This is a genomic window from Halorubrum sp. Eb13 (genome assembly GCF_002252895.1).
Lineage (GTDB): Archaea > Halobacteriota > Halobacteria > Halobacteriales > Haloferacaceae > Halorubrum.
The window spans coordinates 1-22901 of record NZ_NHPE01000030.1 but is presented as its reverse complement, the minus strand read 5'-3'; the positions used below and the strand labels follow the sequence as shown (position 1 = coordinate 22901).

Below are 22901 nucleotides of genomic sequence, written 5' to 3'. Positions count from 1 at the left end.
GCTCGCCCTCAGCGACCGTCGGCCTCCACGACGCCGGTCAGCTCGTCGGCTTGGAGCCGCACGAGCGCGAACACCGCGTCCGCCGGCGCGTCGAACACGTGATAAAACGGGATCTCCATCTCGCGCTCAGCCTGACTGACCGAGCGGTCGCTCGGGCGGTGAGTGTCTAAGTCGTCGACGGTGCTGCGGTGTTCCGGCTCGCCGCGCGCGAGGACGCTTTTCCAGCCCGCCTCGGTCTCGGCGGCGACGACGAACGTCGCGCGCTCCGTCGCGTCGATGAACTCCCGCTTGCGGCTTCCCGGGGCGTATCCGAGCCTGAAGTAGACGTCTCGGTCGTCCGGGTCGAAGGTGAACGACACCGGGATAGCGTAGGACTCGTTCCCCTTCGCCAACGAGAGGGTCCCCACCGATTGCGTTTCGAGAAACGACTCGATCGCCGCGTCGTCGAGCGCCTCGCCCGTCAGTCGTGTCATGCGCGCACATGTGTCAGAGACAACCTAAATCCATCGCGGCCGTCGTCGGGTCTCTCCGGACCCGTGGCCTCGGTTCCGTCCACGGCGGCGACGCGTACCGTATTCCGAACGATCGCCCGCGGTCTAGCTCGTTCAGAAGAACAGCCACAGCACGAGCAGCGCGTACAGCGTCAGCAGCGCGATCACCGTCAGCCGGATGAGGATGTTGACGCTGAACACGAGCCCGTTGTAGTCGTTCTTGAGGAGCTTGAGGGGGTCCGTCTTCCGGCTCTCCAGCCCGACCGTCGCCGGCGAGACGTCGTCGAGTGCGCGCTCGATCGCCGCTTCGAGGGCGTCGACGTTGGACTGTTTCATGTTCGCGAGCTCGTAGATCGAGGCGTGGGTGTCCGTCGAGAACACGAGGACCTCGTCGAACGCCTCCCCGTAGCGGTCCTCCATCTCGCGGATGTCCGGCGTGACGCCGTTCGTGTCGATCCCGATCGTCAGCACGTCCTGGCCGTCGACGGTCTCGACCACCGCGATCATGTCCTGATCGGTGCGCTCGACCGCGAACCCGGCGGCGTAGCCGTGGAGCGACTCCTCGGCGAGCCGTTCGCGGAAGTCGTCGAAGCGGTCTTTCAGTCGGTCGGCCTCGCTGGAGCCGTACTGCACCTCCTTCGTCGGTCCGTCCTGGATGTCGTGCTTGTGGAGGTCGACCAAGAGCACCTCGGACTCGTCGACGTCCCGCATGAACACCCCGGTGTCGTAGTCGTCGATCCCCTCGCTGTGGAGGTAGACGACCTGCTTGTCGCCGATCCGTCGCCCGTAGAACTCGATCTCGCCGTAGTCCTCGTGGACGAGCCTGGAGGCGCGACCGACGCCGTCGGGATCGGCGACGGCGTCGAGGATCTTCCGGGCGTCGGTCGGGTTCGAGAGGTCCTCCTTGTGCGTGCACGGGACGTGGAGGAAGAAGCCGTGGCTCTCGCCCTCGTTCAGCGCCTCGATGACGTTCCCGCTGAGCTGACCGCCCCCGAACCCGCCCAGCGGCCCGGGGTGGACCCACGGGGCGGCGAGCGTCAGCCGTCGCCCGTTGTCGATCGCGAGGGTCTCCACGACGGGCTCGGCCTCGACGCCGAGGTCCAACGACTCCCGGTCGTTGCGGAGGATCCCGGACGTTAGCGCGAACGCGGAGACGTCCGTGTTGCTCCGGATGAGGTAGTCGACGAGGGCGAGCACCGACACGAGGAACGCGGCCGCGATCAAAAGCGACGCGAACGCGAACACGTGACGGTACGTCGAGAAGCCGAGGTCGCCGCCCGCGAACGCGTAGAAGGCCGCGATCAGCGCCGCCGGCTCCGCGAGCGACACGAGGAGGATCCGCTTGTAGCGGTCGATCCCCGTCGAGACGACGAGCGCGAGGATGTTGATCAGGTAGATTGTGATGAAGAGGAGCCAGACGATACTCCAGACGTTCCCGACGTCGTTGGCGCCGGAGAGCACCAGCGAGTAGACGAACAGGACGAACTGGTTGACGGCGGCGAGAAAGAAGCTCCACGACCGGGGGTAGCTAGGCAGCAGCCGGTGGAACAGCTCCCCGGCGAACAGGAAGGGGAGCAGGAAGAGGAGGACCGCGACCGGCAGGACGCTGGACGGCGCCGGGGAGAGCGGCGTGAACGTCGAGAACGCGACGAAGGCGAGGAGGCTGTACACGCCGCTGAGCCCGACGAGCGCCGGTATCTGTACCTTCAGCGGCGGAACGCTGAACACCAGGCGCTGGAAGACGTCGACGTTGTCCGCCCCCATCTACGAGGACACCCCGTAGATGGACTCGAGCTCGTCTATCGTGCGCGTCACGGAGAACCCCTCGACCGCCTCCCGAGTCCGCCGATCGCCGTCGAGACAGTCCCTGACCGCGCGCTCCATGTCGTCGCGGTCGCCGTACGCGAAGCGGGCGCCGTTGGCCTCGCCGATGGTCTCGTCGAACGGGGAGACGTCGGCCGCGGCGACCGGCGTCCCGCAGGCGTTCGCCTCCAGCGTCGAGAGACCGAGAGTGTCGCAGGTCGAGGCGGTGGCGAAGACGTCGAGCGCGGAGTAGAACGCCGGCAGATCCTCCCGCGGGAGGAAGTCTCGGAACCGGGCGTTGTCCGGGGCGTCGCGTTCGAGGGCGTCACGCGCGGGCCCCTCTCCGACGAGTTCGAAGCGCACGTCCGGCATCCGCTCGGCCAGTCGCAGTATCTCGTCGACGTTCTTGTTGCGGGTCATCCGGCCGCTGTAGCCGACGGTCGGCCCGTCGCGCTCGAACCGCGAGTCCTCGACGGGGCGGAACGTCTCCATCTCGATACCGACGGGGAGCTTTCGCGGGGCCACGTCCCGCCGGATCCGCGACGTCGACGCGGTGACGCAGTCGAACGAGCTGAGAAACCGGTTCTCGTAGGCGACGTACAGGCGCCCGGCGACGTCGGAGAGCGACTCCAGCTTCAGCCCCTGAACGAAGTAGTCCTCGACCGGCGTGTGGTGGGTGTACACCGACTTCACGCCGCGCTTCTTCGCGTACCGGCGTCCCATCAGTCCGGTCGACGCGGGACCGTGGCAGTGGACCACGTCGAGGTCGGGAAGCGTGGAGAGCCGGCGGTAGACGGGAACCCGGTACTGGCGGTAGAAGGGGTTCGGCAGCGACCGCACGGGGATCTCCCGCTCGTCCGGCTCGTGGCTGCTCGCCGGGTAGACGACGAACACGTCGTGGCCCCGGTCCTCCAGGCGATCCCGCCACGCGCGGATCGTGTAGGTGACGCCGTCGACGCCGGGAAAGTAGCTGTCTGTGAAGAATCCGATGTTCATACGAGGGTCCGTCGTTCGCGTGTCGTCCGCCGGAGACCGCTCTGCGGAGGGGTGCGGACGACGTTCTGACGAGCCGATCCGCCGACCGCCGCGTCCGCGGCGGACGGGAGCCGGTCGGGCCGCGTCGGCGCGTCTGGATGTGCAGCGGGTCGCACGGGTTCTGTCTCCCGGATTCCCCACCGAAAAGCTTCAACATTTTCATTCCGAGCGCGACCGAGTCGCCGGGGCCGGCCTGCGGCCGTCCCTTGCCACCCCCCTCGCCGCCCGCTCGCCGCTACCTCGCCGCGACCCCACGCTTAATCCGACGGGGCGCGGATCCAGAGGCATGATATCGACGGAACGCATGGCCGCGGTCGACGCCAACGCCGCCGCCCTCGGCGTGCCGCGCAAGCAGCTGATGGAGTCGTCGGGCAACGCGGTCGCTCGCGAGGTCCGGGCCGTCGCCGACTCGGGCGCCGAGGTCGCGCTGCTGTGCGGGCGCGGGAACAACGGGGGCGACGCGTTCGTCGCCGCGCGGTTCCTCTCCGCGTACGACGCGACGGTGCACCTGCTCGGCCGGCCGGAATCGATCCGCAGCGACATCGCGCGGGAGAACTGGGCGGCGCTCGACGCGGCCGAGATCCCGACCGAGACCGTCACCGACTCGGCGGACCTGTCGCTCGGCGACCCCGACGTCGTCGTCGACGCGATGCTCGGAACGGGGGTCACGGGCGCGCTCCGGGAGCCCGAGCGGACGGCGGCGCGGCTGGCGAACGAGAGCGACGCGACGGTCGTCGCCGTCGACGTCCCCTCCGGGATCGACGCCGACACGGGCGAACCGACGGGAGCCGGTGGCGGTTCGGACGGCCGGGCCGACGCCGGCCGTCGCGTCGAGGCCGACCGCGTCGTCACCTTCCACGACGAGAAGCCGGGGCTCGGCGCGCTCGACGCCGCGGTGACGGTCGCGGACATCGGGATCCCGGCGGCCGCGGAGCGGTACACCGGGCCCGGCGACCTGCTCGCGCTCGGTCGCGACCCGGACTCGCACAAAGGGGAGAACGGCGAGGTGCTCGTCGTCGGCGGCGGCCCCTACACCGGCGCGCCGTCGCTGGCCGCGCGGGCCGCGCTCCGGGCCGGCGCCGACCTCGTGCGCGTCGCCTGCCCGGAGACCGTCGCGCGGGAGGTGCAGGGGTACTCGGCCGACCTGATCGTCCGCGGGCTCCCGGGCGGCCGGCTCGGCCCGGCCCACGTCGACCGCGTCGCGGAGTTGGCGGCCGACAACGACGTCGTCGTGTTCGGGCCGGGACTGGGCGACGACGACGCCACGCTGGAGTTCGTCCGCGAGTTCCTCGCCGGCTACGACGGCCGGGCCGTGGTCGACGCCGACGCGCTCCGCGCGGTCCCCGAGGTCGACACCGACGCGACGCTGGTCTGTACGCCCCATCAGGGCGAACTCGTCGGGATGGGCGGCGAGACCGCGGCCGACCCCGACGAGCGCGCGGCGCTCGTTCGGGCGTTCGCCGCCGACCTCGGTCACACCTTGCTCGTGAAGGGCGCGGTCGACGTGATCAGCGACGGCGACGGCGACGCCGTGCGACTGAACCGGACGGGGAACCCGGGCATGACGGTCGGCGGAACGGGCGACGTGCTCGCCGGGACCGTCGGCGCGCTGGCGGCCGTCACCGACCCGTTCCGGGCGGCCGCGATCGGGGCGTACGTCAACGGGCGGGCCGGCGACGCCGCGGCCACCGCCCGCGGGAACGGCCTCGTGGCGACGGACTTACCCGACCGGCTTCCCGAGGCAATGCGTGATGAGTGACGAGCGCGAGCCCGCCGACGGAGCCACCGACGAGCTGACCCACACCGACGACTCCGGCGAGGTCCGGATGGTCGACGTCGGCGCGAAGCCGGACACGAGCCGCCTCGCGGTCGCGCGCGGCGAGATCCGACTGACGCCCTCGACGATCGCGGCCGTCGAGGCCGACGAGGTCGGGAAGGGAGACGTGCTCGCGACAGCTCGGATCGGCGCCGTGCAGGCCGTCAAACACACGTGGGAGACGATCCCGATGTGTCACCAGATCCCGATCACGAACGTCGACACCGACTTCGCGGTCGGCGACGACCGGATCGAGCTGACCGTCGCGGTGGAGACGACCGGCAAGACCGGCTGTGAGATGGAGGCGCTAGAGGGCGTCACCACCGGGCTCAACACGGTCTGGGACATGGTGAAGGCCGCCGAGAAGGACGCGGACGGCGGCTACCCCGACACGCGGATCGCGGACGTCGAGGTCGTCGAGAAGACGAAGCGGGCGATCGACGGGTAACCGCTCCGGGCGAGGCGACGGCGGGCCGGAAGCGACGGTCCCGGTGCGGACGGGAGCGGTCCGTCCCGTCAGTCGTCCGCGGGCTCCGCGTCGTCCGCGGACTCCCCGCCGTCTGTCACGGTAACCGCGATGTCCGCCGCCGCGGCCTTGTACTCCGGAATCTTCGCGCGGTCGTCCAGCACGTCGTTCGTGAGGCGGTTCGCCGAGGCGGCGGCGAAGTGCGGCGTCGTCCAGACGACGCCCTCCTTGATGTCCTCGGTCACCTGCGCCTTCACCTCGATCTCGCCGCGACGGGAGCGGAGCGTGACCACGTCGCCGTCCTCGATGCCGTACTCCGCGGCGTCGTTCGGGTGGACGTCGACGAAGTTCTCCGGGTGCTGACGCGACAGCGTCGGCGAGCGCCGGCTCATCGTCCCCGTGTTGTAGTGTTCCTCGAGTCGCGCGGTGGTGAGGATCAGCGGGTACTCCTCGTCCGGCACCTCGGCCGGCGGCTGGTGGCGGACGCCCTCGATCTGACCGAGGCCGTTCTCCGTGTCGAAGGAGTCCTCGTAGAGGTACTGATCGCCCTCGTCGCCCTCCTCGTAGCAGGGCCACTGGATCCCTTCCTCGCCGAGCGCGTCGTAGGTCATCCCGTGGTAGCTCGGACACACCCGGCGGAGCTCCTCGAAGACGGCCTCGGCGTCCTCGAAGCGGAACTCGTCCTCGCTGAAGAGGCGGCTCCCGACCTCCATCAGGATGTCGAGGTCGTGCTTCGTGTTCTCGTGGACCGTGTCGACGCCGCGCATCCGTTGGACGCGGCGGTCGGTGTTGGTGACTGTGCCACCGCGCTCTGCCCACGTCGTCGCCGGCAGGACGACGTCGGCGAACTTCGCGGTCTCGGTCATGAAGATGTCTTGGGCCACCATGAACTCCAGCGACTTCAGCCGCTCTTCGACCTCGTTGCCGTCGGGTTCGCTCATGACGGGGTTCTCGCCCATGACGTACAGGCCGTGGACGGAGTGGCCCGCCTCGTGGGAGATCTCGACGTTCGTGAGCCCGGGTTCGTCGGGCACCTCGAAGCCCCAAACGTCCTCGACGCTCTTCCGGGCCTCGTCGTCGTCGACGAGCTGGTAGCCCGGTAGGACGTTCGGCATCGCACCGACGTCACACGTGCCCTGGACGTTGTTCTGGCCGCGGAGCGGGTTGACGCCGGTGCCGGGCCGGCCGAGGTTCCCCGTGATCAGCGCGAGGTTGATCTCGTTCTGCACGTTGTCGACGCCGCAGGTGTGCTGGCTCATCCCCATCCCGGTGAAGATGGCGGCGTTGTTCGCCATCGCGTACTTCTCCGCGGCGAGCTCGATGTCCTCGAGGGGGACGCCCGCCTCCTCGGCGGCCGCCTCCTTGTCGAAGTCCGCGAGCGTCTCTTTCAAGTGCTCGAACCCCTCGGTGCGCTCCTCGACGAACTCCTCGTCGATCCAGCCCGCGTCGGGCTCTTCCTCGTGGCGTTCGAGGATCGTCTTCAGAACGACGTTGAGCAGAGGAATGTCGGCTCCCGGGTTCAACTGGAGGTGCATGTGCCGGTCGGTCTCGTCGATCTCGAACGACCGGGTCGTCTTGTTCGCGTGGGGGTCGACCTGGATGACGGTCGCGCCCTCCAGGACGGCCTGCCGGAAGTACTGGCTGTTGGCGATCGGGTGCTGCTCGCCCGGGTTCGCCCCCTGGATCCAGAACACGTCGGCCGCCTCCTCGAGGTCCTCCATGCTGTTCGTCATCGCACCCGCGCCGAGGCTGGTCCGGAGCGCCCACACCGTCGAGGCGTGGCACATCCGCGTGCAGTTGTCGACGTTGTTGGTGCCGTACCGGCGCGCGAGCTTCTGGAGGAGGTAGTTCTCCTCGTTCATCGTCTTCGAGGACCCGAAGAAGCCCATCGCGTCGGGGTCGTAGTCGTCCCGGATACGCTCCATCTCCGAGACGATCCGGTCGTACGCCTCCTCCCACGTCGCCTCGCGGAACTCGCCGTCCTCCTTTATGAGCGGCTCCGTGAGACGGTCCTCGTGGTCGACGACCTGCGTCGCCGCGCCGCCCTTGATGCAGACGCGCCCCTCGTTGACCGGGGCCTCGCCCCACGGCATGAAGTTTACGTCGCCGGGGTCGTCGCCCTGGTTCACCTTGATCCCGCACCCGACGCCGCAGTACGGGCAGATCGTTTTCACCGCCTCGTCTCCCTCAGTCGACATGGTACTCACCCTGACGTGCAGTCATATATCACGATTTGTGATGCCTCCTGCATCAGTGTATCGGTCGTTTCAACAGTGTGATGCGTCGTGAGCGGGGGCGGCGCGCCCGCGAAGGCCGACTCGGACTCCGGACGCCCGCTCCCAACGCCCCCTCGCTGCACGCTCGCACTCCGGACGCTCGCCGCCAACGCCCGCCGAACCGTTTTGTCGACGGCCGGCGTTCGGCCGGTATGGACACGACACTCGCCGACGTCGAGGCGCGCGTGGACGAGCACGTCGAGACGTACCGCGAGACCGCCCCCTTCCACCCGGTCGAGGCGGAGTCGATCGAGACGCTCCCGGACGCGTTCCGCGCCGGCGACTACGGCAGGCGGGACGTCGAGTGGGTCGTCCGCTGGTACTTCCGGCGCCGCGTCGACGCGATCGACCAGGAAGAGCGTCGGGCGGTCGAGGGGGCCGTCGAGGACGCGGACCCGAGCGAGCTCCGCGGGGCGATGTGGGACGCGATCGACGCGCTCGACGAGGCGGCCCCCGAGGAGGGCGGCGACGGCGACCCGCGAGCGCCCGCCCACCACCGCGCCCTCGACGCGCTCGCGGACCTGCCCGGCGTCGACGTCGCGATCGCTTCCGCGCTGCTCTGGTTCCTCGACCCGGACCGGTTCCTCGTCGTCGGCGACCGCGAGTGGCGAGTCGTCGCGGCGCTCACCGACCTCGACCCGGCGTATCCGGACCCGATGACGCCGGCGGCGTACGACCGCTACCTCGACGCGGCCCGGACGCTGGCGGACCGGCTCGGCGTCGACCACTGGCGACTCTACATGGTGATACAGCGGGTGTACGCGGAGGAGTTCGGCGGCGAGGGCGGCGACGCCGACGGGTGACCGCGAGTAGCCGGACGGCTACCGGTCGAGGAACGGCGGGATCACGATCTCGGCGCGCTTCTCGTCGCCGCGCACGACGACGCTCACCTCGGCCCCCGGCTCGACGTAGCTCTCGTGGAGGTAGCCGAGGCCGATCGGCTCGTCGAGCGTCGGGCTCATGGTCCCGGAGGTGAGGTGTCCAATCCGAGTGAGGTCGCCGTCGGTCACCGCGTAGCCCCCGCGGGGGACGCCGCGCTCCAGGAGGCGGACGCCGACGAACCGCTCGTCGACCCCCTCCGCCTTCTGTCGCTCGAGCGCGTCGCGGCCGACGAACTCCGTGTCCAGCTTCACGACGAACCCGATCCGCGCCTCGTAGGGGGTTCGGGGCTCGTCGTCGGGGTCGAAGTCCTGCCCGGAGAGGAGGTAGCCCATCTCCGTCCGGAGGGTGTCTCGCGCGCCGAGCCCGCACGGCTGTGCGGCCGGCTCGGCTCCGCCCTCGCCGGCGAACGCCGACCAGACGTCTTCGACCGCGTCGGTCGGACACAGTATTTCGAACCCGTCCTCCCCGGTGTATCCGGTTCGGGCGACCCAGCTGTCGGCGCCCGCGACCGCGGCGACCGTCGCCTCGAACTTCGGGAGGCCGACCACGCGGTCGGCGGGGGTCGCGTCGTCGACCGCGTCGGCCGCGTCCGGGCCCTGCACCGCGAGCATCGCCCAGTCGTCGGTGACGTTCGCGACGGTCGCGTCGAGCCCCGCCTCGTCGCGGTACTCCGTCCACCGGTCGGTCATCTGGTCGTCGTGGCCCGCGTTCGGGACGAAGAGGTACGCGGGGTCGCCGGCGGCGGCGTCGAGGTCGCGGTCCATGCCGGCCAGCGCGTCGGCGCCCGTCCCGGCCTCGATCCCGTCAGGGAGCCGGTAGACGACGGTGTCGTCGAGCATGACCCCCTCCTCGTCCGTGATCGCCGCGTACTGCGAGTCGCCCGGATCGAGCGCCGCCGCGTCGTTTGTCGTCAGGCGGTTCATCAGCGCCGTCGCGTCCGGGCCGGACACCTCGACCTCGCTCATGTGCGAGACGTCGAAGACGCCGACGGACTCTCGGACCGCGGCGTGCTCCTCGCGGATCGACCCGAACTCGACCGGCATCTGCCAGCCGCCGAAGTCGGTGAACTTCGCGCCGCGCGCCTCGTGGGTCTCGTGGAGGGGTGGAAGCCGATCGGTCATGGCCGAACGGTCGCCGGGACGCGCCTAAGGTCTTGCCATCGGGGCGGTCTCGGCGCCCGGAGTCGCAGGGTCTCGGCGCCCGACCGCCGCCGGAAGGGGCGGGGGCGCCGACAGGCTCAAGCCGCTTCCCCACTCCCTGACTCGCGTGAAGCGGAACGTCTCCGAACTCCTCGCGCCCGCCGCGGCGGTCCTGCTCGTGGCGCTCGTCGTCGCGGCGGCCGCGGGCGTGTGGCCCCCGTTCGTCGCCGTCGAGAGCGGGAGCATGGAGCCGACCGTCGAACGCGGCGACCTCGTGGTCGTCACCGCGACGGAGCGGTTCCCCTGGCGCGGGCTGGTCGGACACGCCGAGCCCGGCGCGCCCGCGCGGCTCGGGGGCGCGGGAGACGTGGTGGTGTTCGACCCCCCGGACGGGGAGACGCGGCCGATCCTCCACCGGCTCGCGTTCCGGGTCAGCGCGGGCGAGGACTGGACCGACCGCGCGGACCCCGCGCTGCTCGACGGCGACTGCGCAGACCTAGCGAGCTGTCCCGCGCCCTACGACGGCTACATCACCTTCGGCGACGCGAACGGCGAGTACGACCAGAGCGCGGGGATCGCCCCGGTCGTCCGGGAGGAGTGGATCTCCGCCAAGGCGCTGGTGTCGGTCCCGAACCTCGGCTGGTTCCGGGTCGGCGTCGACGCCGCGATCGCCCGCCTCGGGCTCCTCCCGACCGCCGTCGGTATCGGCGGCGCCGCGGCGATCGCGGGCGGCTTCGGCGCGGTGCTGATCGGGTGGGCGGGTCGCGGACGCGGCGGCGGGCGGAGGTAGCTCGGTGCCGGACGTTACTCGGGTTGGGAGTCCGCGGCCGCGTCCGACCCGATCGCCGCGTCCCCCTCGACCGCGTTCGGTTCGCCGGGCTCGCCGCCGTCCGAGCCGGCCTCCCCGTCGTCCGCGCCGACCTCGTCGAGCGTCACGGACCCGGTCGCGGCGTTCCGCAGGGCGTCGGACCGCCCGAACTCGCCGGGCGCGATGGCGAGGGTCCGGATCCCGTAGCCGTTCGCCGTCTCGACGACGGGCTTGAAGTCGGTGTCGCGGGAGGCGATCGCGAGGACGGACATCCGGTTCTCGGCCGCGAACTGGGCGGCGTCGACCGCGAGCTTCACGTCGACGTCGCCGCTCGTGATCACGACCTCGAACCCGCGCGCCTCCGCGGCCTGTATCAGCCCCGGGGTCGCGTGCTCGTCGAGGTAGAGCCGCGTCGTCACGAGCGGCCCCTCGGCCTCGGCCGCCCGTCGGACGTCGTCGAGGTCGACGTCGAACTCCTCGCGCAACACGTTCGGCCCGTCGACGAACAGCGCCACGCCGACCGGCTCCTCGTCCTCCCGACTGGATTCCATGCGTCGGGGTCGGCGGCGGGCGGAAATATGCGTGCTGGTCCGAGACGACCGCCGACCGCTCCGTTCCCCGCGTCGCCAGCGGCGTTATACACCTTATATCCGTTTTACCACCTGATTGACGACCGTAGTGAATATACGGAGAATTAAAGTAGTATGTCCAAGAATAACGGGTTAAGATGTCGAACTACGACACCTTCACTGTAATTTCCGAACAGAACGATCACGAATGCACCACGGTTCGTGCACATCCGCGCAACGAGACGTACCACGTCGTCGACTACGCCGACGACGACGCCCGCGAGGAGGTGGCCGACCTGCCGGTCGGCTCGGTCGTCAAGATGGAGCTGTCGCGCGCCGGTCGCCGCAGCAACGTCTGGCGCGCCGAGTCGGTCCGGACCGCGCACACTGACGGGGGAAAACGGGAGTAGACGGCGGCGAATCGTCCGGTCTCGCCGCTCTCACGGCCGCGCGCCTCAGGTCTTTCCTCGCCCTCTATCTCAAACGAACTCCGGTTACCTAACGGTCCCGCGTCAGCCGCGGGTTCGTCACCGCGCCGTCGGCCGCCGAGGCGAAGTCGCGAGCGTACTTCGCGAGGATACCGCCCTCGTACTGCGGCGCGGGCGCCTCCCACGCCTCGCGGCGCTCCTCGAACTCCTCGTCGGAGAGGTCGACGCTGAGGTCGCGCTCGGGGATGTCGACGGTGACGTGGTCGCCGTCCTCGATGAGGCCGATCGGGCCGCCGTCGGCCGCCTCGGGGGCGACGTGGCCGATCATCGGGCCCCGCGTCGCGCCGGAGAAGCGCCCGTCGGTGAGGAGGGCCACGTCGTCCTCGTGGCCCGCGCCGACGACGGCGGCGGTGACGCCGAGCATCTCGCGCATCCCCGGCCCGCCGGTCGGCCCCTCGTTGCGGATCACGATCACGTCGCCGGAGTCGACCGCGCCCGACTGGACGTACTCCATCGCGTCCTCCTCGTGCTCGAACACGCGGGCGGGCCCCTCGTGGTAGAACTCGTCGTCGCCGGTCACCTTCAGCACGGAGCCCTCGGGCGCGAGGTTCCCCTTGAGGATCTTGATCGCGCCCTCCTCCTCCTTCGGCTCGTCCACGGTGTAGAGGAAGTCGGCCTCGATCTCCGAGTCGTCGGGGAGCGCGCCGCTCTCCTCCAGTTCCGCGATCTCCTCGGCGAGGGTGCGGCCGGTGACGGTCATCGCGTCGCCGTGGAGCAGGTCGGCCTCAAGGAGGCGACGGAGCACGACCGGCACGCCGCCGACCTCGTGGAGGTCGTTCATCACGCGGCTCCCGCCGGGCTGGAGGTCGGCGATCTTCGGCGTGCGCCGCGAGATCTCGTTGAAGTCCTCGATCGAGAGGTCGACGTCGGCCTCGGCGGCCAGCGCGAGCAGGTGGAGGACGCCGTTCGTCGAACCGCCGATGGCGGTCTGGAGAGCGATCGCGTTCTCGAACGACTCCCGCGAGAGGACGTCGGAGGGGCGGCGGTCGTTCTCGATGCAGTCCAAGACCAGCTCGCCGGCCCGCTCCGCGACCTCGTAGCGCTCTTTGTCCTCGGCGGGCGCGGAGGCCGAGCCGAGCGGCGCCATCCCGAGCGCCTCGGAGATGGAGGCCATCGTGTTGGCGGTGAACATCCCGCCGCACGAGCCCGCGCCGGGGCAGGCGTGGCGCTCCAGCTCGTCGAGCTCCTCGCCGCTCATGTCGCCCTCGGCGTAGGCGCCGACGCCCTCGAACACCTGGACGATGGTGACGTCGCGCCCCTCGTGTTCGCCGGGCATGATCGAGCCGCCGTAGAGGAACACGGAGGGGAGGTCCGTGCGGATCGACGCCATCAGCATGCCGGGGAGGTTCTTGTCGCAGCCGGCGACGGTCACCAGCGCGTCCACGCGCTCGCCGAACGAGACGAGCTCGACCGAGTCGGCGATGACCTCGCGGGAGATCAGGCTCGCCTTCATCCCCTCCGTCCCCATCGAGATGGCGTCCGAGATGGTGATCGTTCCGAACTCGATCGGCATCCCGCCCGCCGCGTCGATCCCGTCGATCGCCGCGTCGGCGACGTCGTCGAGGTGGACGTTACACGGCGTGATGTCGGCGGCGGGGTTCGGCACGCCGACGAGCGGCGAGGAGAGGTCCTCGTCGTCGAACCCCATCGCCCGGAACATCGAGCGGTGGGGGGCGCGCTCGGCGCCCTCCGTCACGTCTCTGCTCCGCAGGTCCTCGTCCTTCTCCCCCGCGAACCGGTCCGCGTCGCCTCCGCGTCGCCGAGGGGCCTCTCCCTCGTCGGATCGTGGCTGCTGTTCGCTCATACCTCACCCTGTCGCTCGGGGGTCTTAAACGACCGCAAGGGGGCGAGGGTTGCTCGCGGAGACGAACGGGTTCGGGTCCGGGCGGACTACCACTCGCCGTCGAAAGAGATGTCGACACCGCACGGGTCAGCGAAGTCGATGAGGTGTCGTTTCTTGTCTCCCTTGTTCAGCGATGTATACACGTAATAGCCGCCGCCGACCGCACGATACAACCGCATCTCTTCGCCCGACGGATGAGTCGGCTCGTCGTTCAGGATCGCGATTTTCTTTCCCGGAACGTACGGAAGCGGGGCATACGCGTCGATCAGTCCGTGTTCCCTAATGAGATGGTCCACGACCGTTCCCATGAGGTCGGCCTGACTGTCGTCGCTGAACGAGGTAGATTCCGTTTGATCAGCGATTTTGACCACGTATGTATCGGACGGATCGTCGGTCTCGGTCTCTTCACCGTCGCCTGACGCAGTTTCCGATTGCGTGGAATTCCCACCGGAGTTTCGACCGTCGTTTTGATCACTTTCCAGCTCCGAGATTAGGTCATCGACAAAGGTCTTCGAGAGGGACTCCGCCGGCTGTGAAACAACTTCGCCGACGCGGTCGATAACGGTTTTACGGATCGCCTCGGCGATTTCCGATTTTCCGTCGGAGAGTGCATTAATCGCCTGTCGACGGCGTTCGACACGCTCGTATATCTCCGTCGATGCGCCCGACTGGATCGATTCTTTAGATAATGCCGCAAGCAGCCAGTCGTTTGCAGTGAGATCGGCCAGTTCGATGCGCCTAAGCAGTTCCACGTCGGGCTTGTCCCCGTCCTTTTTGAGTCGGAAGACAAGGAATGACTTTCCGTTCGTGAGAAGCCCCCAGTCGACCCACTCTTGGCGCATGTAGCTCCGGAGCTGATCAGCGTGCGACTCGGAAATAGTCGTGTCACAGCCTTTCGCTTCGACGAACACCGCCGGAGATCCGTCGGCGAATAGCGCGTAGTCGACCTTCTTTTTAGTCGACCCCATCTGGACCGAGTACTCCATCTCGATCGATGTCGAATAGAAGTCCCAACCGAGTACGTCTTTTATAAACGGATCTATCAGCCGCGCCCGGGTGTTCTGCTCGTCCATCTGCGGGGACTCCTCTACGAGCGACCGCGAGCGTTCAATATATCTCGTCACCGTCTCCTCGTCCATCCTCCTGATACGTCGCGTGCGTGTCCTCTTAAAAGTACAAGCGTCGATACTGTCGGTTTTACACCCGCGCCTTCAGTTCGACCCGGTAGCCGAACGGGTCTCTGACGTACACCGCCGGCGCCTCCCCGGTCGCGCCGAGCGGCTCGTCGAGCGTCTTCTCGATCTCGACGCCGGCCGCGTCCAGTTCGGCCTCGATCTCGTCGATCGACTCCTCGACGACGACGGCGACGTGGTCGTAGTTCGTCGCCGTCGTCGGCTCGAACTCGTCGGTCGGCCAGAGGTGGACGACCGCCGTCGCCGACAGCCGCACGTCGAAGAACGGCTTCTCGTCGGCCGCGTACAGCGCGTCCTCGATGCCGAACCCGAGCCGCTCGCCGTAGAACTCCCGCGCGTCGTCGACGCCGTCCGCGGGGATCCGGAGGTTGACGTGGTCGATGTGACGTGCCTGCATGGGACGCGGTTGGTCGCCGACCGCAAAAAAGTGAGCCGGTCGCGACGGGACTCGTCAGGCGAACGCCTTCAGGATCCCCGCCCCGTCCGTGCTCCGGCCGAGGTCCGGGAGCGTGGCGCGCTCGGGATGCGGCATGAGGACGGCGACCGTCTCCCGCTCGCCGATGACGCCGGCGACGTTGTCGGTCGAGCCGTTCGGGTTGGCCGCGTCGGTGACGTTCCCGTCGACGTCGCAGTAGCGGAAGAGGACGCGGTCGTCGGCGACGAGGTCGGCGTGGGCGTCCTCGCCGATCTCGAATCTCCCCTCGCCGTGCGCGATCGGGACCTCGATGACGTCGCCCTCGTCGTAGGCGGCGGTCCACGGCGTGTCCGCGCGCTCGACGCGCAGATGGACCGGTTCGCACTGGAAGCGCGCGGAGGCGTTGGTGGTGAACGCGCCGGGGACGAGCCCGGACTCCGCGCCGATCTGCGCGCCGTTACAGACGCCGATCACGGGGACGCCGTCGGCGGCGGCCTCCCGCACCTCGGTCATGACCGGGGCGCGGGCGGCCATCGCGCCGGCGCGGAGGTAGTCGCCGTACGAGAAGCCGCCGGGGAGGACGATGCCCTCGGTGTCGGCCGGGAGGCCGTCCTCGTGCCAGACGCGCTCGGCCTCGACTCCGAGGTGCTCCAGCGCGCGGACCGCGTCGCGGTCGCAGTTGGAGCCGCCGAACTGGACGACGGCGACCGTCACGCCGACCACCCCGCGTGGGCGGCCGCGACGACCGCGCCGGTGACGAGCGGCGTCGTCTCGACGACGGCGACCGTCATCGCTCCGCGACCGCGACGTCGTAGTCGTGGATGGTCGGGTTCGCGAGGAGCCGCTCTGCCATCTCATCGGCGCGGTCGGCGGCCTCGTCGGCGTCGGCCGCATCCAGGTCCACCTCGAAGCGGTCGGCCGACCGGAGGTCAGACAGCTCGAACCCGAGGCGTTCCAACGCCTGCTGGGTGGTCTCGGCCTCCGGGTCGAGGACGCCCCGCTTCAGCCGGACCGTCACCGTCGCGGTGTATGCCGTCATGCCCGATACTGCGAAGTCGTGTGTAAAAACCGTTTTGGAACGCCTCTTATATCCATGTTCGTGGGTATATATTGGTCGATCATGCCGGTGGCAGACCCCGCGCGGAACGAAAGGGAAAAACCCCTCCGCGCTCTGGCCGGAGTGTATGCAGCCGCTCGAACCCGCGGAGGTGATCGTCGCATGACCCGCGAACTGACCGAGATCACGGTCGTCGGAGGAGACAAGACCGGACTCATCGCGCGGGTCACCTCCCTGCTGTTCGAGCGGGGAGTCAACATCGAGGACTTGGACCAGGCGGTCCGCGAGGGCGTCTTCCAGATGACGACCCGCGTGGACGCCTCGGAGATGGAGACCTCGCGCGGCGAGCTCCGCCGCGCCCTCGCGGAGCTCGGTCGCGAGCTCGGCGTCGACATCCAGGTGCGCTTCCCGAGCGACCGGGACGCGCGCCGGATCGCGCTGCTCGTCACGAAGGAGACGCACGCGCCCGAGGCGCTGCTGGAGGCGGAGGCCAACGGCGACCTCGCCGAAGACGGCGAGGAGGCCGAGATCCCGGTCGTCATCGGCAACCGCGGCGACCTCCGCTCGCTCGCGGAGCGCTACGACAAGCCCTTCTACGACGTTGGCGACGGCAACGGCAACACCGACGAGGGGCGGCTGCTCGACCTGCTGGCCGAGTATAACGTCGACCTGATCGCGCTGGCCCGCTACATGCGCATCCTCTCGCCCGAGGTCGTCTTCCGCTACGAGGGGCGGATCATCAACGTCCACCCCTCGCTGCTCCCGGCGTTCCCCGGCGCCGAGGCGTACCGGCAGGCGAACGACGCCGGCGTCCGCATCGCGGGCGTCACCGCCCACTACGTGACCACGGACCTCGATCAGGGGCCCGTGATCTCCCAGCGCGCCTTCGATGTCCCCGCGGGCGCGGGCGTCGACGAGATCAAGCGCCGCGGGCAACCGCTCGAGGCCGACGTGCTGCTCGACGCCGTCCGGCTCCACCTCGCCGACGCGATCGCGATCCACCGCGGCACGGTCCACGTGCGCGAGGACGCCGACGTCGACGCCCAGCTCGGGCTCAGCGAGGCGGCGATCAACGCCAACCCCGACGAGCCGGTCGACGGCGAGCCGCTGTCGCGCTCGGGGACGCCGCCGGTCGAGAGCGACTGACCGGCGGCAGTCGGCGGCGACCGCCGACCGACTCGCTCCGTGTAACGCGGTTCCGACTCGCGCCGTGCGACCCTTTTACCGTACCGGGCGCGTACGAGCGGGCGATGCCGATCGGCGGATCTCTCTCGGAAATCGCCGGCGACGCCCGCGCCGTCGTCCGGAGCGACGAGCGACTGATCCTGCTGTTCCTCCTGCTTCTTTCGGTGGTCGCCCTCGCCGTGTTCCTCCACTACACCACGCTGATCCTCGACGGGCTTCCGGAGGTGATCCCCTCGGAGCCCCCGCGACCGTGAGCGGGCGCGCTCCGACGTCGACGCTCACTCGCCGTCGCCGTCCTCGATCGACTCCGTGACGCGGGCGTGGAACTCCCGGAGGACCGCCGACTCGTCGTCGGCGAGCACCGTGTCGGAGTCGACGAGCGTCGCGAGCCCGAACGAGAGCGGGGCCGGCGAGTCGACGGTGTGGTGCACGACGTCGACGTCGCCGTCGGCGACCCCGACGAGCACCTCGCGGATGCCGGCGAGGTCGAGCCGGTCCTCCAACAGCTCCCGGTACGTCTCCTCGGTGACGGCGAACTCGTCGAGCTCCTCCGCGAACGAGAGCAGCATCTCCGCCGACACCTGCTGTTCGGCCGCCGTCTTCTCGTACCCCTTGTAGCGCTTCAGGATGAGCAGCGAGCGGGCCGCGTCGATGCGGAAGTAGCGCTGGAGGAGGTCGGTCCCCTGCACCGCCTCCCGGAGGTCCTCGCGGACGGTGTCGGGGGACAGCTCCCGGAGGATCCCGGCGACGTCTACTTTGCGGTTCAGCGGGAGCGCGAGCGAGAAGCCGCGGTCGGCGACCGCGACCGCGACGTTCGCGTCCGTGCGGTTCGCGACCCGGGCCCCGACGAGCCGCGAGAGGCCGTCGTTGAACCGCCGGCCGTAGTTCGAGTGGACGTAGAACCGGCGCTTGTACTCGGCGCGGTCGAGCTCCTCCTCGACGACGAGCCGCCCGGGGGTGGGCACGCTCTCGGCGCCGGCGTACGCGACCTGTTCGTCGTACATCCGGGTGATCGCGCGGACCGCGCTCCCGTCGAGAGGGAACTCCCGGAGCCACGCGCGGACCGCGGGCGGCCCCCCGTCCCGGAGCCGGTCGAGCAGCTCGCCTTGGAACGCGAGCACCTCGCGCGCGAGGTCGTAGGAGAGCGGGAGCCGCTCGGAGTACCACGAGGGGACGGTCGGGCGCTCGCTCGTCCGGTCGACGTACACCTTCGAGCCGCGGCGGTACCGGAAGGCGAACCGCTCGCCGCCCAGCGCGAACACGTCGCCCGGATCGAGCGTGTCGAGGTAGCTCTCGTCGAGCGTCCCGACCGGCTCCCCGTCGCGCGTGAGCACCTGACAGCTGAACGAGTCCGGGATCGTCCCCACGTTCGTCATGTAGATCACCCGCGCCAGCCGGCCGCGCTTCCCCACGAGGAGTTCGCCTACGGGATGTTCTTCGTGGTGGTGCTCCCCGCCCGGCGGGTCGTTCTCGTCGCGCCACACCTTCGGGTAGACGTTGCGGTCCGCGAGCCCCTCGTAGTCCGCTGTGAGGTACCGCATCAGCCGCTCGTAGTCGGCCTCGCCGAAGTCGCGGTACGGGTGGGCGCGCCGGAGGATCTCGCGGACCTCGCGGTCGGGACGGATCCGGTTTATCGCCATCCCGTACACGTGCTGGGCGGCCACGTCGTAGGCGCCCTCGGGGAGGAAGACGCGGTCGACGAAGCCGTCCTCGGCGCGGGCGAGCATCGCCGCGCACTCGACCAGCTCGTCGCGGTCCAGTGCGAACACCCGCCCCTCGACCGTCTCGCCGGGGCTGTGGCCCGCGCGGCCGACGCGCTGGAGCAGCGCCGCGACCGACTTCGGCGAGCCCACCTGCACGACCAGGTCGAGGTGGGGCATGTCGATCCCGAGCTCCAGGCTCGTCGACGTGGTGACCACGTCCAGGTCACCCGCCTTCAGCCCCTCCTCGATCCGAGTGCGTTGCCCCTCGCCGAGGCTCCCGTGGTGACAGCCCGAGTCCGACTCGTCGTAACCGTACCGCTCGCGGAGCTCCTGCAGGGTGCGTTCCGCGCCGGAGCGGGAGTTCGTGAACACCAGCGTGTTCTCGTGGTCGGCGATAAGCTCGTGGAGCGCGTCGTAGAAGCGGTCGGTGACGGCCGACCGGGGGGTGTGTATCAGGTCGGCCGCCGGGGTGCGAAGCTCCAGGTCGAACTCCCGGACGAACCGCGCGTCCACCAGCTCGTACGGTCGGGGTTCGAGGCCGGACTCGTCGCCGACCCCGCCGGCGACGCGCTCGCGGCCGACGAGGAACTCGGCGACCTCGTCGAGCGGCTCGACCGTCGCGGAACAGCCGATGCGGGTCGGCGACCCGTCGGCCAGCTCCGTCAGCCGCTCCAGCGAGACGGAGAGGTGGGTGCCGCGCTTGTTCGCCGCCAGCGAGTGGATCTCGTCGACGATGACGTACTCGACGGTCCGGAGCTTCTCCTTGAACTTCGGGGAGTTGAGCAGGATCGCCAGCGTCTCCGGCGTGGTGTTGAGCACGTGCGGCGTCTCTTCCAACATGGCTTGCCGGTCGGCCTTGCTCGTGTCGCCGTGGCGGATCGCCTGCCGGACGCCGGGGTCGTGTGCGTCCCCGTCCCCGTCTCCCTCTCCGTCCCAGTCTCCGGAGCACGTCTCCGCCGCGATCCCCTCGATCGGGACCTCCAGGTTCCGCTTGATGTCGTTCGCGAGCGACTTCAGCGGCGAGACGTACAGGCAGTAGACCGAGTTCTCCAGCTCTCCGGCTCGCTCCCGGGCGAAGAGGTCGTCGAGCACAGCCGTGAAGGAGGCGAGCGTCTTGCCGCTGCCGGTCGGCGCGGCGACGAGGCAGTTCCGGTCGGCGTCGACGTGGGGGATCGCCTCGCGCTGCGGCGGGGTGAAGAAGCCGCCGTTCTCCCCGACGTACGCGCCGAACTCCGACACCCACCAGCGGCGGACCGGGGGCGAGAGCCGGTCGAGCACGTCGGCGTCCGGGAGCGGCACCGTCTCCGGGTCGAACTCGACGGAGGGGGAGTCGTTACCGGCGAGGGTCTCGCAGAGGAGCGCCCGCGCCGAGGGGCGTTCCGCGCCGCGTTCCGTGAGTTCGCTCACTGTCACGTACGTGGGCGCGCGGAGGCATATCGGTTGTGTCGGTTCTGTGGAACTCTTCGGTCGCTGATGGTTTGGAGAGGCTACGCTGACTACAGGGCGCGAGTCGAGCACCCAGACGACTATCTCGACCAGAGCGGAACAGCACACCGATGAACCCTCGCTGGACGACCACGCGGCAGCTCCAGTCCAATGCCGAGACAGCGAGGAAACCGATGAGTCTGATGAGAAGACAGGCCCGCGACGCGCCCTTCGTCTTCGATAACCTGAGTCGGTTCTGGTCTCACGCACACGAAAACGACTGGCCCCCTGACCGATGTCCTGCTCGGACCCGGTCCATCGCTCGCTGGCCGAGTTGGTGTTGCGGTCGCTTTCAGCTTTGTAGCTGAAGTCGGTATACAACGCCGCTTCGGGGAGCACGAACTGCGTGCTCCGGTGTCCCCCGTACGGCTCATACTCATATATAATATATTTTGTTCACATATACAGATTGAAACTTCTGGCGCGAGCAGTAGGAATTGCTATGGCAGAAACCGCATCCGTCCGCGTTGGTCACTGTTGTCCGGACGCACCGAACGTCGATGTCCACGTCGACGGCGAAATCGCCTTCGAAGACGTGGCATTCGAAACCATCAGCGAGTACGCCGAGCTGCCAGCTGAAAGCCACGAGATCGCTGTCACGCCGCATGGCGACGACGAGGCAGTCCTCGATCTGACAGTCGAACTTGAGGCAGACCGCGCGTACTCGGCGCTTGCGACTGGTATGCTCGCTGAAGCCGAGTGTACAGTACTTTCCGACGCCCCCGGTGATGTCGCAGCCGACCAAACTCACGTCCGGTTTGTCCACGCCTCACCGGACGCTCCCGCCGTCGACGTGCGAGTCGCTAACGGTGGTCCGACCCTGTGTGAAAATATCGAATTCCGAAGCGCCAGCGAGTACGTTCCTGTTGACGCTGGCTCCTACGATCTTGAGGTCCTCCCGCACGGAAGCGACGACATCGCGCTCTCGCTGCCTGACACCGAACTTGACGGCGGCGCCGCAGTCTCAGCAATCGCGGTTGGGCAGGCAGGTGACGACTCGCTCGGCGCAGTGTTCGCGGACGACACCCAGTAGTCTCCCGACCTCGATTTTTCACGCTACTGGTCGCTAGAGCTGGCCGCTTAGTCGGCTTCGCACGATGTCTCCATGCGTTACACACCAATATGAACGAGCAGCACTCACCGAGTTTGAAATGCCTCGCTACGGCTCCGTTGAAATTCTCAACAAGTGATATGTTCTCGGTGTCCTGCTGAATACAGCGCGCGAATGTGGTACGAACCGAGGCCGAGTTACGGGAGAGAGTAATTGCTCAGTACAGACGCTCTATTGTTCCTCACCGGTGTCTTCTGTAGCTGTTTGTTTGACTGGAAAAATCTCCGTGTCAGGTGCGTCAAATGGACTATCCGGCCCAGTCAGCCATGCGGAGAGATAGACAGCGCAGGCGGCGATGATGGCGAGAGGAAGTTGTAGTGAGACAGCGCCGTAGACGATTGTGACACCGATTGTGACACGGGTGAGTGTCTTGCGGTCAGTACCTCCATAATATACGAACACAGCAATAACGAGGAACGAGAGTGCGATGCTCACGCCAAGGAGGAGTTCCTGTGTGACGACTATCGAATATAGAAGCGCAACGACGCCGGCTACGATTAGCGCTGCTCCTATCTGAATACGACGTTTGGGGGAGGGCATTCGATTAGTATATTTTTAATCACATGTTTAAATAAGGTATGTTCTCATCGTCCGACCTTGTTTAGACGTAGATCAACAACTCATTCTTCTCGGTAGTGAAGCCACGAGTCTACTGCTCAGTGTGTAAGCGAATTCTATCGGCTAATTCAGGATTCAGATGGAGAAAATAACGCAATCCCCGCGCTGACTGTACGCTCTGAGTCTTGCACGCTTATTCTGACAGCTTCCGAAAACGTTGAATCGGACGTGCAAGATACAAGGCGCGTATCTCGCACAGAATATCTGCCGATTCAATCAGATTGGTCGGTTTGGCGGGCGCATTTATTGGTGCAGGCTGTGTACTCTCTCTTGTATGCCTGAAGAAGTTCTGTTCAAATCAGAGAGCGACCAGAGTCGAGAAGAGATCGCATCGTACCTTCGGAAAGTCGCAGATACTCTCGACAGCGGAGATGCTATCAACCTGAAAGCAGGCTCCGAGTCTGTAACGCTGAATCCCCCGGCCCGACCGACCTTCGAAGTCAAAGCTGAACGCGAAGGCCCGGCTGGCAACATGACTGAACGAAGTATCGAGTTCGAACTGCTTTGTTGAATCCGAT

At 68.2% G+C, this 22901-nt stretch carries 22 protein-coding genes; 9 read left to right on the top strand and 13 right to left on the bottom strand.

The window, feature by feature from the left end; all coding sequences use genetic code 11:
* Positions 1-8: 8 nt before the first annotated feature.
* The 3 genes from DJ75_RS02710 to DJ75_RS02700 form a co-directional block, all read right to left on the bottom strand.
* The gene (locus tag DJ75_RS02710; protein WP_094522336.1) at positions 9-473 is read right to left on the bottom strand and encodes a pyridoxamine 5'-phosphate oxidase family protein; all 465 of its coding nucleotides are present in this window, start codon (positions 471-473) and stop codon (positions 9-11) included.
* 132 nt (positions 474-605) lie between these two features.
* Positions 606-2255, bottom strand: coding sequence for a DUF2070 family protein (locus DJ75_RS02705; protein ID WP_094522335.1), 1650 nt, complete (start codon positions 2253-2255; stop codon positions 606-608).
* Complete coding sequence (locus tag DJ75_RS02700; RefSeq protein WP_094522334.1) at positions 2256-3290, bottom strand: glycosyltransferase; 1035 nt, start codon at positions 3288-3290, stop codon at positions 2256-2258.
* A gap of 325 nt (positions 3291-3615) precedes the next feature.
* On the opposite strand from DJ75_RS02700, the gene DJ75_RS02695 reads away from it, so the two are divergent.
* Together DJ75_RS02695 and moaC are read left to right on the top strand one after the other, a co-directional pair.
* Positions 3616-5088 carry an NAD(P)H-hydrate dehydratase gene (locus DJ75_RS02695; protein WP_094522333.1) on the top strand — a complete coding sequence of 491 codons (1473 nt, stop codon included), beginning with the start codon at positions 3616-3618 and terminating at the stop codon, positions 5086-5088.
* Positions 5081-5593, top strand: a complete 513-nt coding sequence (moaC, locus tag DJ75_RS02690; RefSeq protein WP_094522332.1) for a cyclic pyranopterin monophosphate synthase MoaC — start codon at positions 5081-5083, stop codon at positions 5591-5593. The genes DJ75_RS02695 and moaC overlap by 8 nt, the downstream gene beginning before the upstream one ends.
* Positions 5594-5661: 68 nt before the next feature.
* On the opposite strand, the gene fdhF is transcribed toward moaC, so the two are convergent.
* Positions 5662-7809: a formate dehydrogenase subunit alpha gene (gene fdhF, locus DJ75_RS02685; RefSeq protein ID WP_094522331.1), complete on the bottom strand. Its 2148-nt coding sequence runs from the start codon at positions 7807-7809 to the stop codon at positions 5662-5664.
* A 230-nt stretch (positions 7810-8039) separates the two neighbouring features.
* Between fdhF and DJ75_RS02680 the strand changes: the two genes are divergently transcribed.
* A complete protein-coding gene (locus DJ75_RS02680) occupies positions 8040-8690 on the top strand; it encodes a hypothetical protein (protein ID WP_094522330.1) in 651 nt (216 codons plus the stop codon).
* An 18-nt stretch (positions 8691-8708) separates the two neighbouring features.
* On the opposite strand, the gene gcvT is transcribed toward DJ75_RS02680, so the two are convergent.
* Positions 8709-9890 (bottom strand): glycine cleavage system aminomethyltransferase GcvT, encoded by a 1182-nt coding sequence (gene gcvT, locus DJ75_RS02675; protein WP_094522329.1) that lies wholly within the window; start codon positions 9888-9890, stop codon positions 8709-8711.
* 145 nt (positions 9891-10035) lie between these two features.
* Here gcvT and DJ75_RS02670 point away from each other — a divergent pair, with 145 nt between their 5' ends.
* Complete coding sequence (locus DJ75_RS02670) at positions 10036-10698, top strand: S26 family signal peptidase (protein ID WP_094522328.1); 663 nt, start codon at positions 10036-10038, stop codon at positions 10696-10698.
* Between the two features lie 14 nt (positions 10699-10712).
* Here DJ75_RS02670 and DJ75_RS02665 read toward each other — a convergent pair whose 3' ends face one another.
* Positions 10713-11267, bottom strand: coding sequence for an NYN domain-containing protein (locus DJ75_RS02665; protein WP_241881434.1), 555 nt, complete (start codon positions 11265-11267; stop codon positions 10713-10715).
* Positions 11268-11443: 176 nt separating this feature from the next.
* Here DJ75_RS02665 and DJ75_RS02660 point away from each other — a divergent pair, with 176 nt between their 5' ends.
* On the top strand, positions 11444-11695 hold the full coding sequence (locus tag DJ75_RS02660; protein ID WP_094522327.1) for a hypothetical protein: 252 nt from the start codon (positions 11444-11446) through the stop codon (positions 11693-11695).
* 88 nt (positions 11696-11783) lie between these two features.
* Here the strand turns inward: DJ75_RS02660 and ilvD are convergent, their stop codons facing one another.
* The 5 genes from ilvD to purS form a co-directional block, all read right to left on the bottom strand.
* On the bottom strand, positions 11784-13577 hold the full coding sequence (ilvD, locus tag DJ75_RS02655; RefSeq protein WP_094522326.1) for a dihydroxy-acid dehydratase: 1794 nt from the start codon (positions 13575-13577) through the stop codon (positions 11784-11786).
* An 86-nt stretch (positions 13578-13663) separates the two neighbouring features.
* Entirely contained in the window at positions 13664-14755 is a 1092-nt protein-coding gene (locus DJ75_RS02650; RefSeq protein ID WP_094522325.1) for a type I restriction enzyme HsdR N-terminal domain-containing protein, read from the bottom strand.
* A gap of 58 nt (positions 14756-14813) precedes the next feature.
* Entirely contained in the window at positions 14814-15206 is a 393-nt protein-coding gene (locus DJ75_RS02645; protein WP_094522324.1) for a VOC family protein, read from the bottom strand.
* A 54-nt stretch (positions 15207-15260) separates the two neighbouring features.
* Complete coding sequence (gene purQ, locus DJ75_RS02640) at positions 15261-15938, bottom strand: phosphoribosylformylglycinamidine synthase I (protein ID WP_094522370.1); 678 nt, start codon at positions 15936-15938, stop codon at positions 15261-15263.
* A gap of 73 nt (positions 15939-16011) precedes the next feature.
* Positions 16012-16263, bottom strand: coding sequence for a phosphoribosylformylglycinamidine synthase subunit PurS (gene purS, locus DJ75_RS02635; RefSeq protein WP_004595793.1), 252 nt, complete (start codon positions 16261-16263; stop codon positions 16012-16014).
* Between the two features lie 180 nt (positions 16264-16443).
* Between purS and DJ75_RS02630 the strand changes: the two genes are divergently transcribed.
* Together DJ75_RS02630 and DJ75_RS02625 are read left to right on the top strand one after the other, a co-directional pair.
* Entirely contained in the window at positions 16444-17427 is a 984-nt protein-coding gene (locus DJ75_RS02630) for a formyltransferase family protein (RefSeq protein ID WP_094522323.1), read from the top strand.
* 104 nt (positions 17428-17531) lie between these two features.
* Entirely contained in the window at positions 17532-17720 is a 189-nt protein-coding gene (locus tag DJ75_RS02625) for a hypothetical protein (protein ID WP_094522322.1), read from the top strand.
* A gap of 24 nt (positions 17721-17744) precedes the next feature.
* On the opposite strand, the gene DJ75_RS02620 is transcribed toward DJ75_RS02625, so the two are convergent.
* Entirely contained in the window at positions 17745-20576 is a 2832-nt protein-coding gene (locus DJ75_RS02620; RefSeq protein WP_094522321.1) for an ATP-dependent helicase, read from the bottom strand.
* A 520-nt stretch (positions 20577-21096) separates the two neighbouring features.
* Here DJ75_RS02620 and DJ75_RS02615 point away from each other — a divergent pair.
* On the top strand, positions 21097-21687 hold the full coding sequence (locus tag DJ75_RS02615) for a DUF4397 domain-containing protein (protein WP_094522320.1): 591 nt from the start codon (positions 21097-21099) through the stop codon (positions 21685-21687).
* A 249-nt stretch (positions 21688-21936) separates the two neighbouring features.
* On the opposite strand, the gene DJ75_RS02610 is transcribed toward DJ75_RS02615, so the two are convergent.
* On the bottom strand, positions 21937-22305 hold the full coding sequence (locus tag DJ75_RS02610) for a hypothetical protein (protein ID WP_094522319.1): 369 nt from the start codon (positions 22303-22305) through the stop codon (positions 21937-21939).
* Positions 22306-22657: 352 nt separating this feature from the next.
* Here DJ75_RS02610 and DJ75_RS02605 point away from each other — a divergent pair, with 352 nt between their 5' ends.
* Positions 22658-22894, top strand: a complete 237-nt coding sequence (locus tag DJ75_RS02605; protein WP_094522318.1) for an amphi-Trp domain-containing protein — start codon at positions 22658-22660, stop codon at positions 22892-22894.
* The last annotated feature ends 7 nt before the right edge of the window (positions 22895-22901 follow it).

Coding starts and splice junctions, on each gene's coding strand:
- DJ75_RS02645 (WP_094522324.1), bottom strand. CDS start 15,206: ATGCAGGCACGTCACATCGACCACGTCAACCTCCGGATCCCCGCGGAC.
- DJ75_RS02630 (WP_094522323.1), top strand. CDS start 16,444: ATGACCCGCGAACTGACCGAGATCACGGTCGTCGGAGGAGACAAGACC.
- purS (WP_004595793.1), bottom strand. CDS start 16,263: ATGACGGCATACACCGCGACGGTGACGGTCCGGCTGAAGCGGGGCGTC.
- DJ75_RS02625 (WP_094522322.1), top strand. CDS start 17,532: ATGCCGATCGGCGGATCTCTCTCGGAAATCGCCGGCGACGCCCGCGCC.
- DJ75_RS02605 (WP_094522318.1), top strand. CDS start 22,658: ATGCCTGAAGAAGTTCTGTTCAAATCAGAGAGCGACCAGAGTCGAGAA.
- ilvD (WP_094522326.1), bottom strand. CDS start 13,577: ATGAGCGAACAGCAGCCACGATCCGACGAGGGAGAGGCCCCTCGGCGA.
- DJ75_RS02700 (WP_094522334.1), bottom strand. CDS start 3,290: ATGAACATCGGATTCTTCACAGACAGCTACTTTCCCGGCGTCGACGGC.
- fdhF (WP_094522331.1), bottom strand. CDS start 7,809: ATGTCGACTGAGGGAGACGAGGCGGTGAAAACGATCTGCCCGTACTGC.
- gcvT (WP_094522329.1), bottom strand. CDS start 9,890: ATGACCGATCGGCTTCCACCCCTCCACGAGACCCACGAGGCGCGCGGC.
- DJ75_RS02660 (WP_094522327.1), top strand. CDS start 11,444: ATGTCGAACTACGACACCTTCACTGTAATTTCCGAACAGAACGATCAC.
- DJ75_RS02615 (WP_094522320.1), top strand. CDS start 21,097: ATGGCAGAAACCGCATCCGTCCGCGTTGGTCACTGTTGTCCGGACGCA.
- DJ75_RS02680 (WP_094522330.1), top strand. CDS start 8,040: ATGGACACGACACTCGCCGACGTCGAGGCGCGCGTGGACGAGCACGTC.
- moaC (WP_094522332.1), top strand. CDS start 5,081: ATGAGTGACGAGCGCGAGCCCGCCGACGGAGCCACCGACGAGCTGACC.
- DJ75_RS02705 (WP_094522335.1), bottom strand. CDS start 2,255: ATGGGGGCGGACAACGTCGACGTCTTCCAGCGCCTGGTGTTCAGCGTT.
- DJ75_RS02610 (WP_094522319.1), bottom strand. CDS start 22,305: ATGCCCTCCCCCAAACGTCGTATTCAGATAGGAGCAGCGCTAATCGTA.
- DJ75_RS02665 (WP_241881434.1), bottom strand. CDS start 11,267: ATGGAATCCAGTCGGGAGGACGAGGAGCCGGTCGGCGTGGCGCTGTTC.
- DJ75_RS02650 (WP_094522325.1), bottom strand. CDS start 14,755: ATGGACGAGGAGACGGTGACGAGATATATTGAACGCTCGCGGTCGCTC.
- DJ75_RS02695 (WP_094522333.1), top strand. CDS start 3,616: ATGATATCGACGGAACGCATGGCCGCGGTCGACGCCAACGCCGCCGCC.
- DJ75_RS02710 (WP_094522336.1), bottom strand. CDS start 473: ATGACACGACTGACGGGCGAGGCGCTCGACGACGCGGCGATCGAGTCG.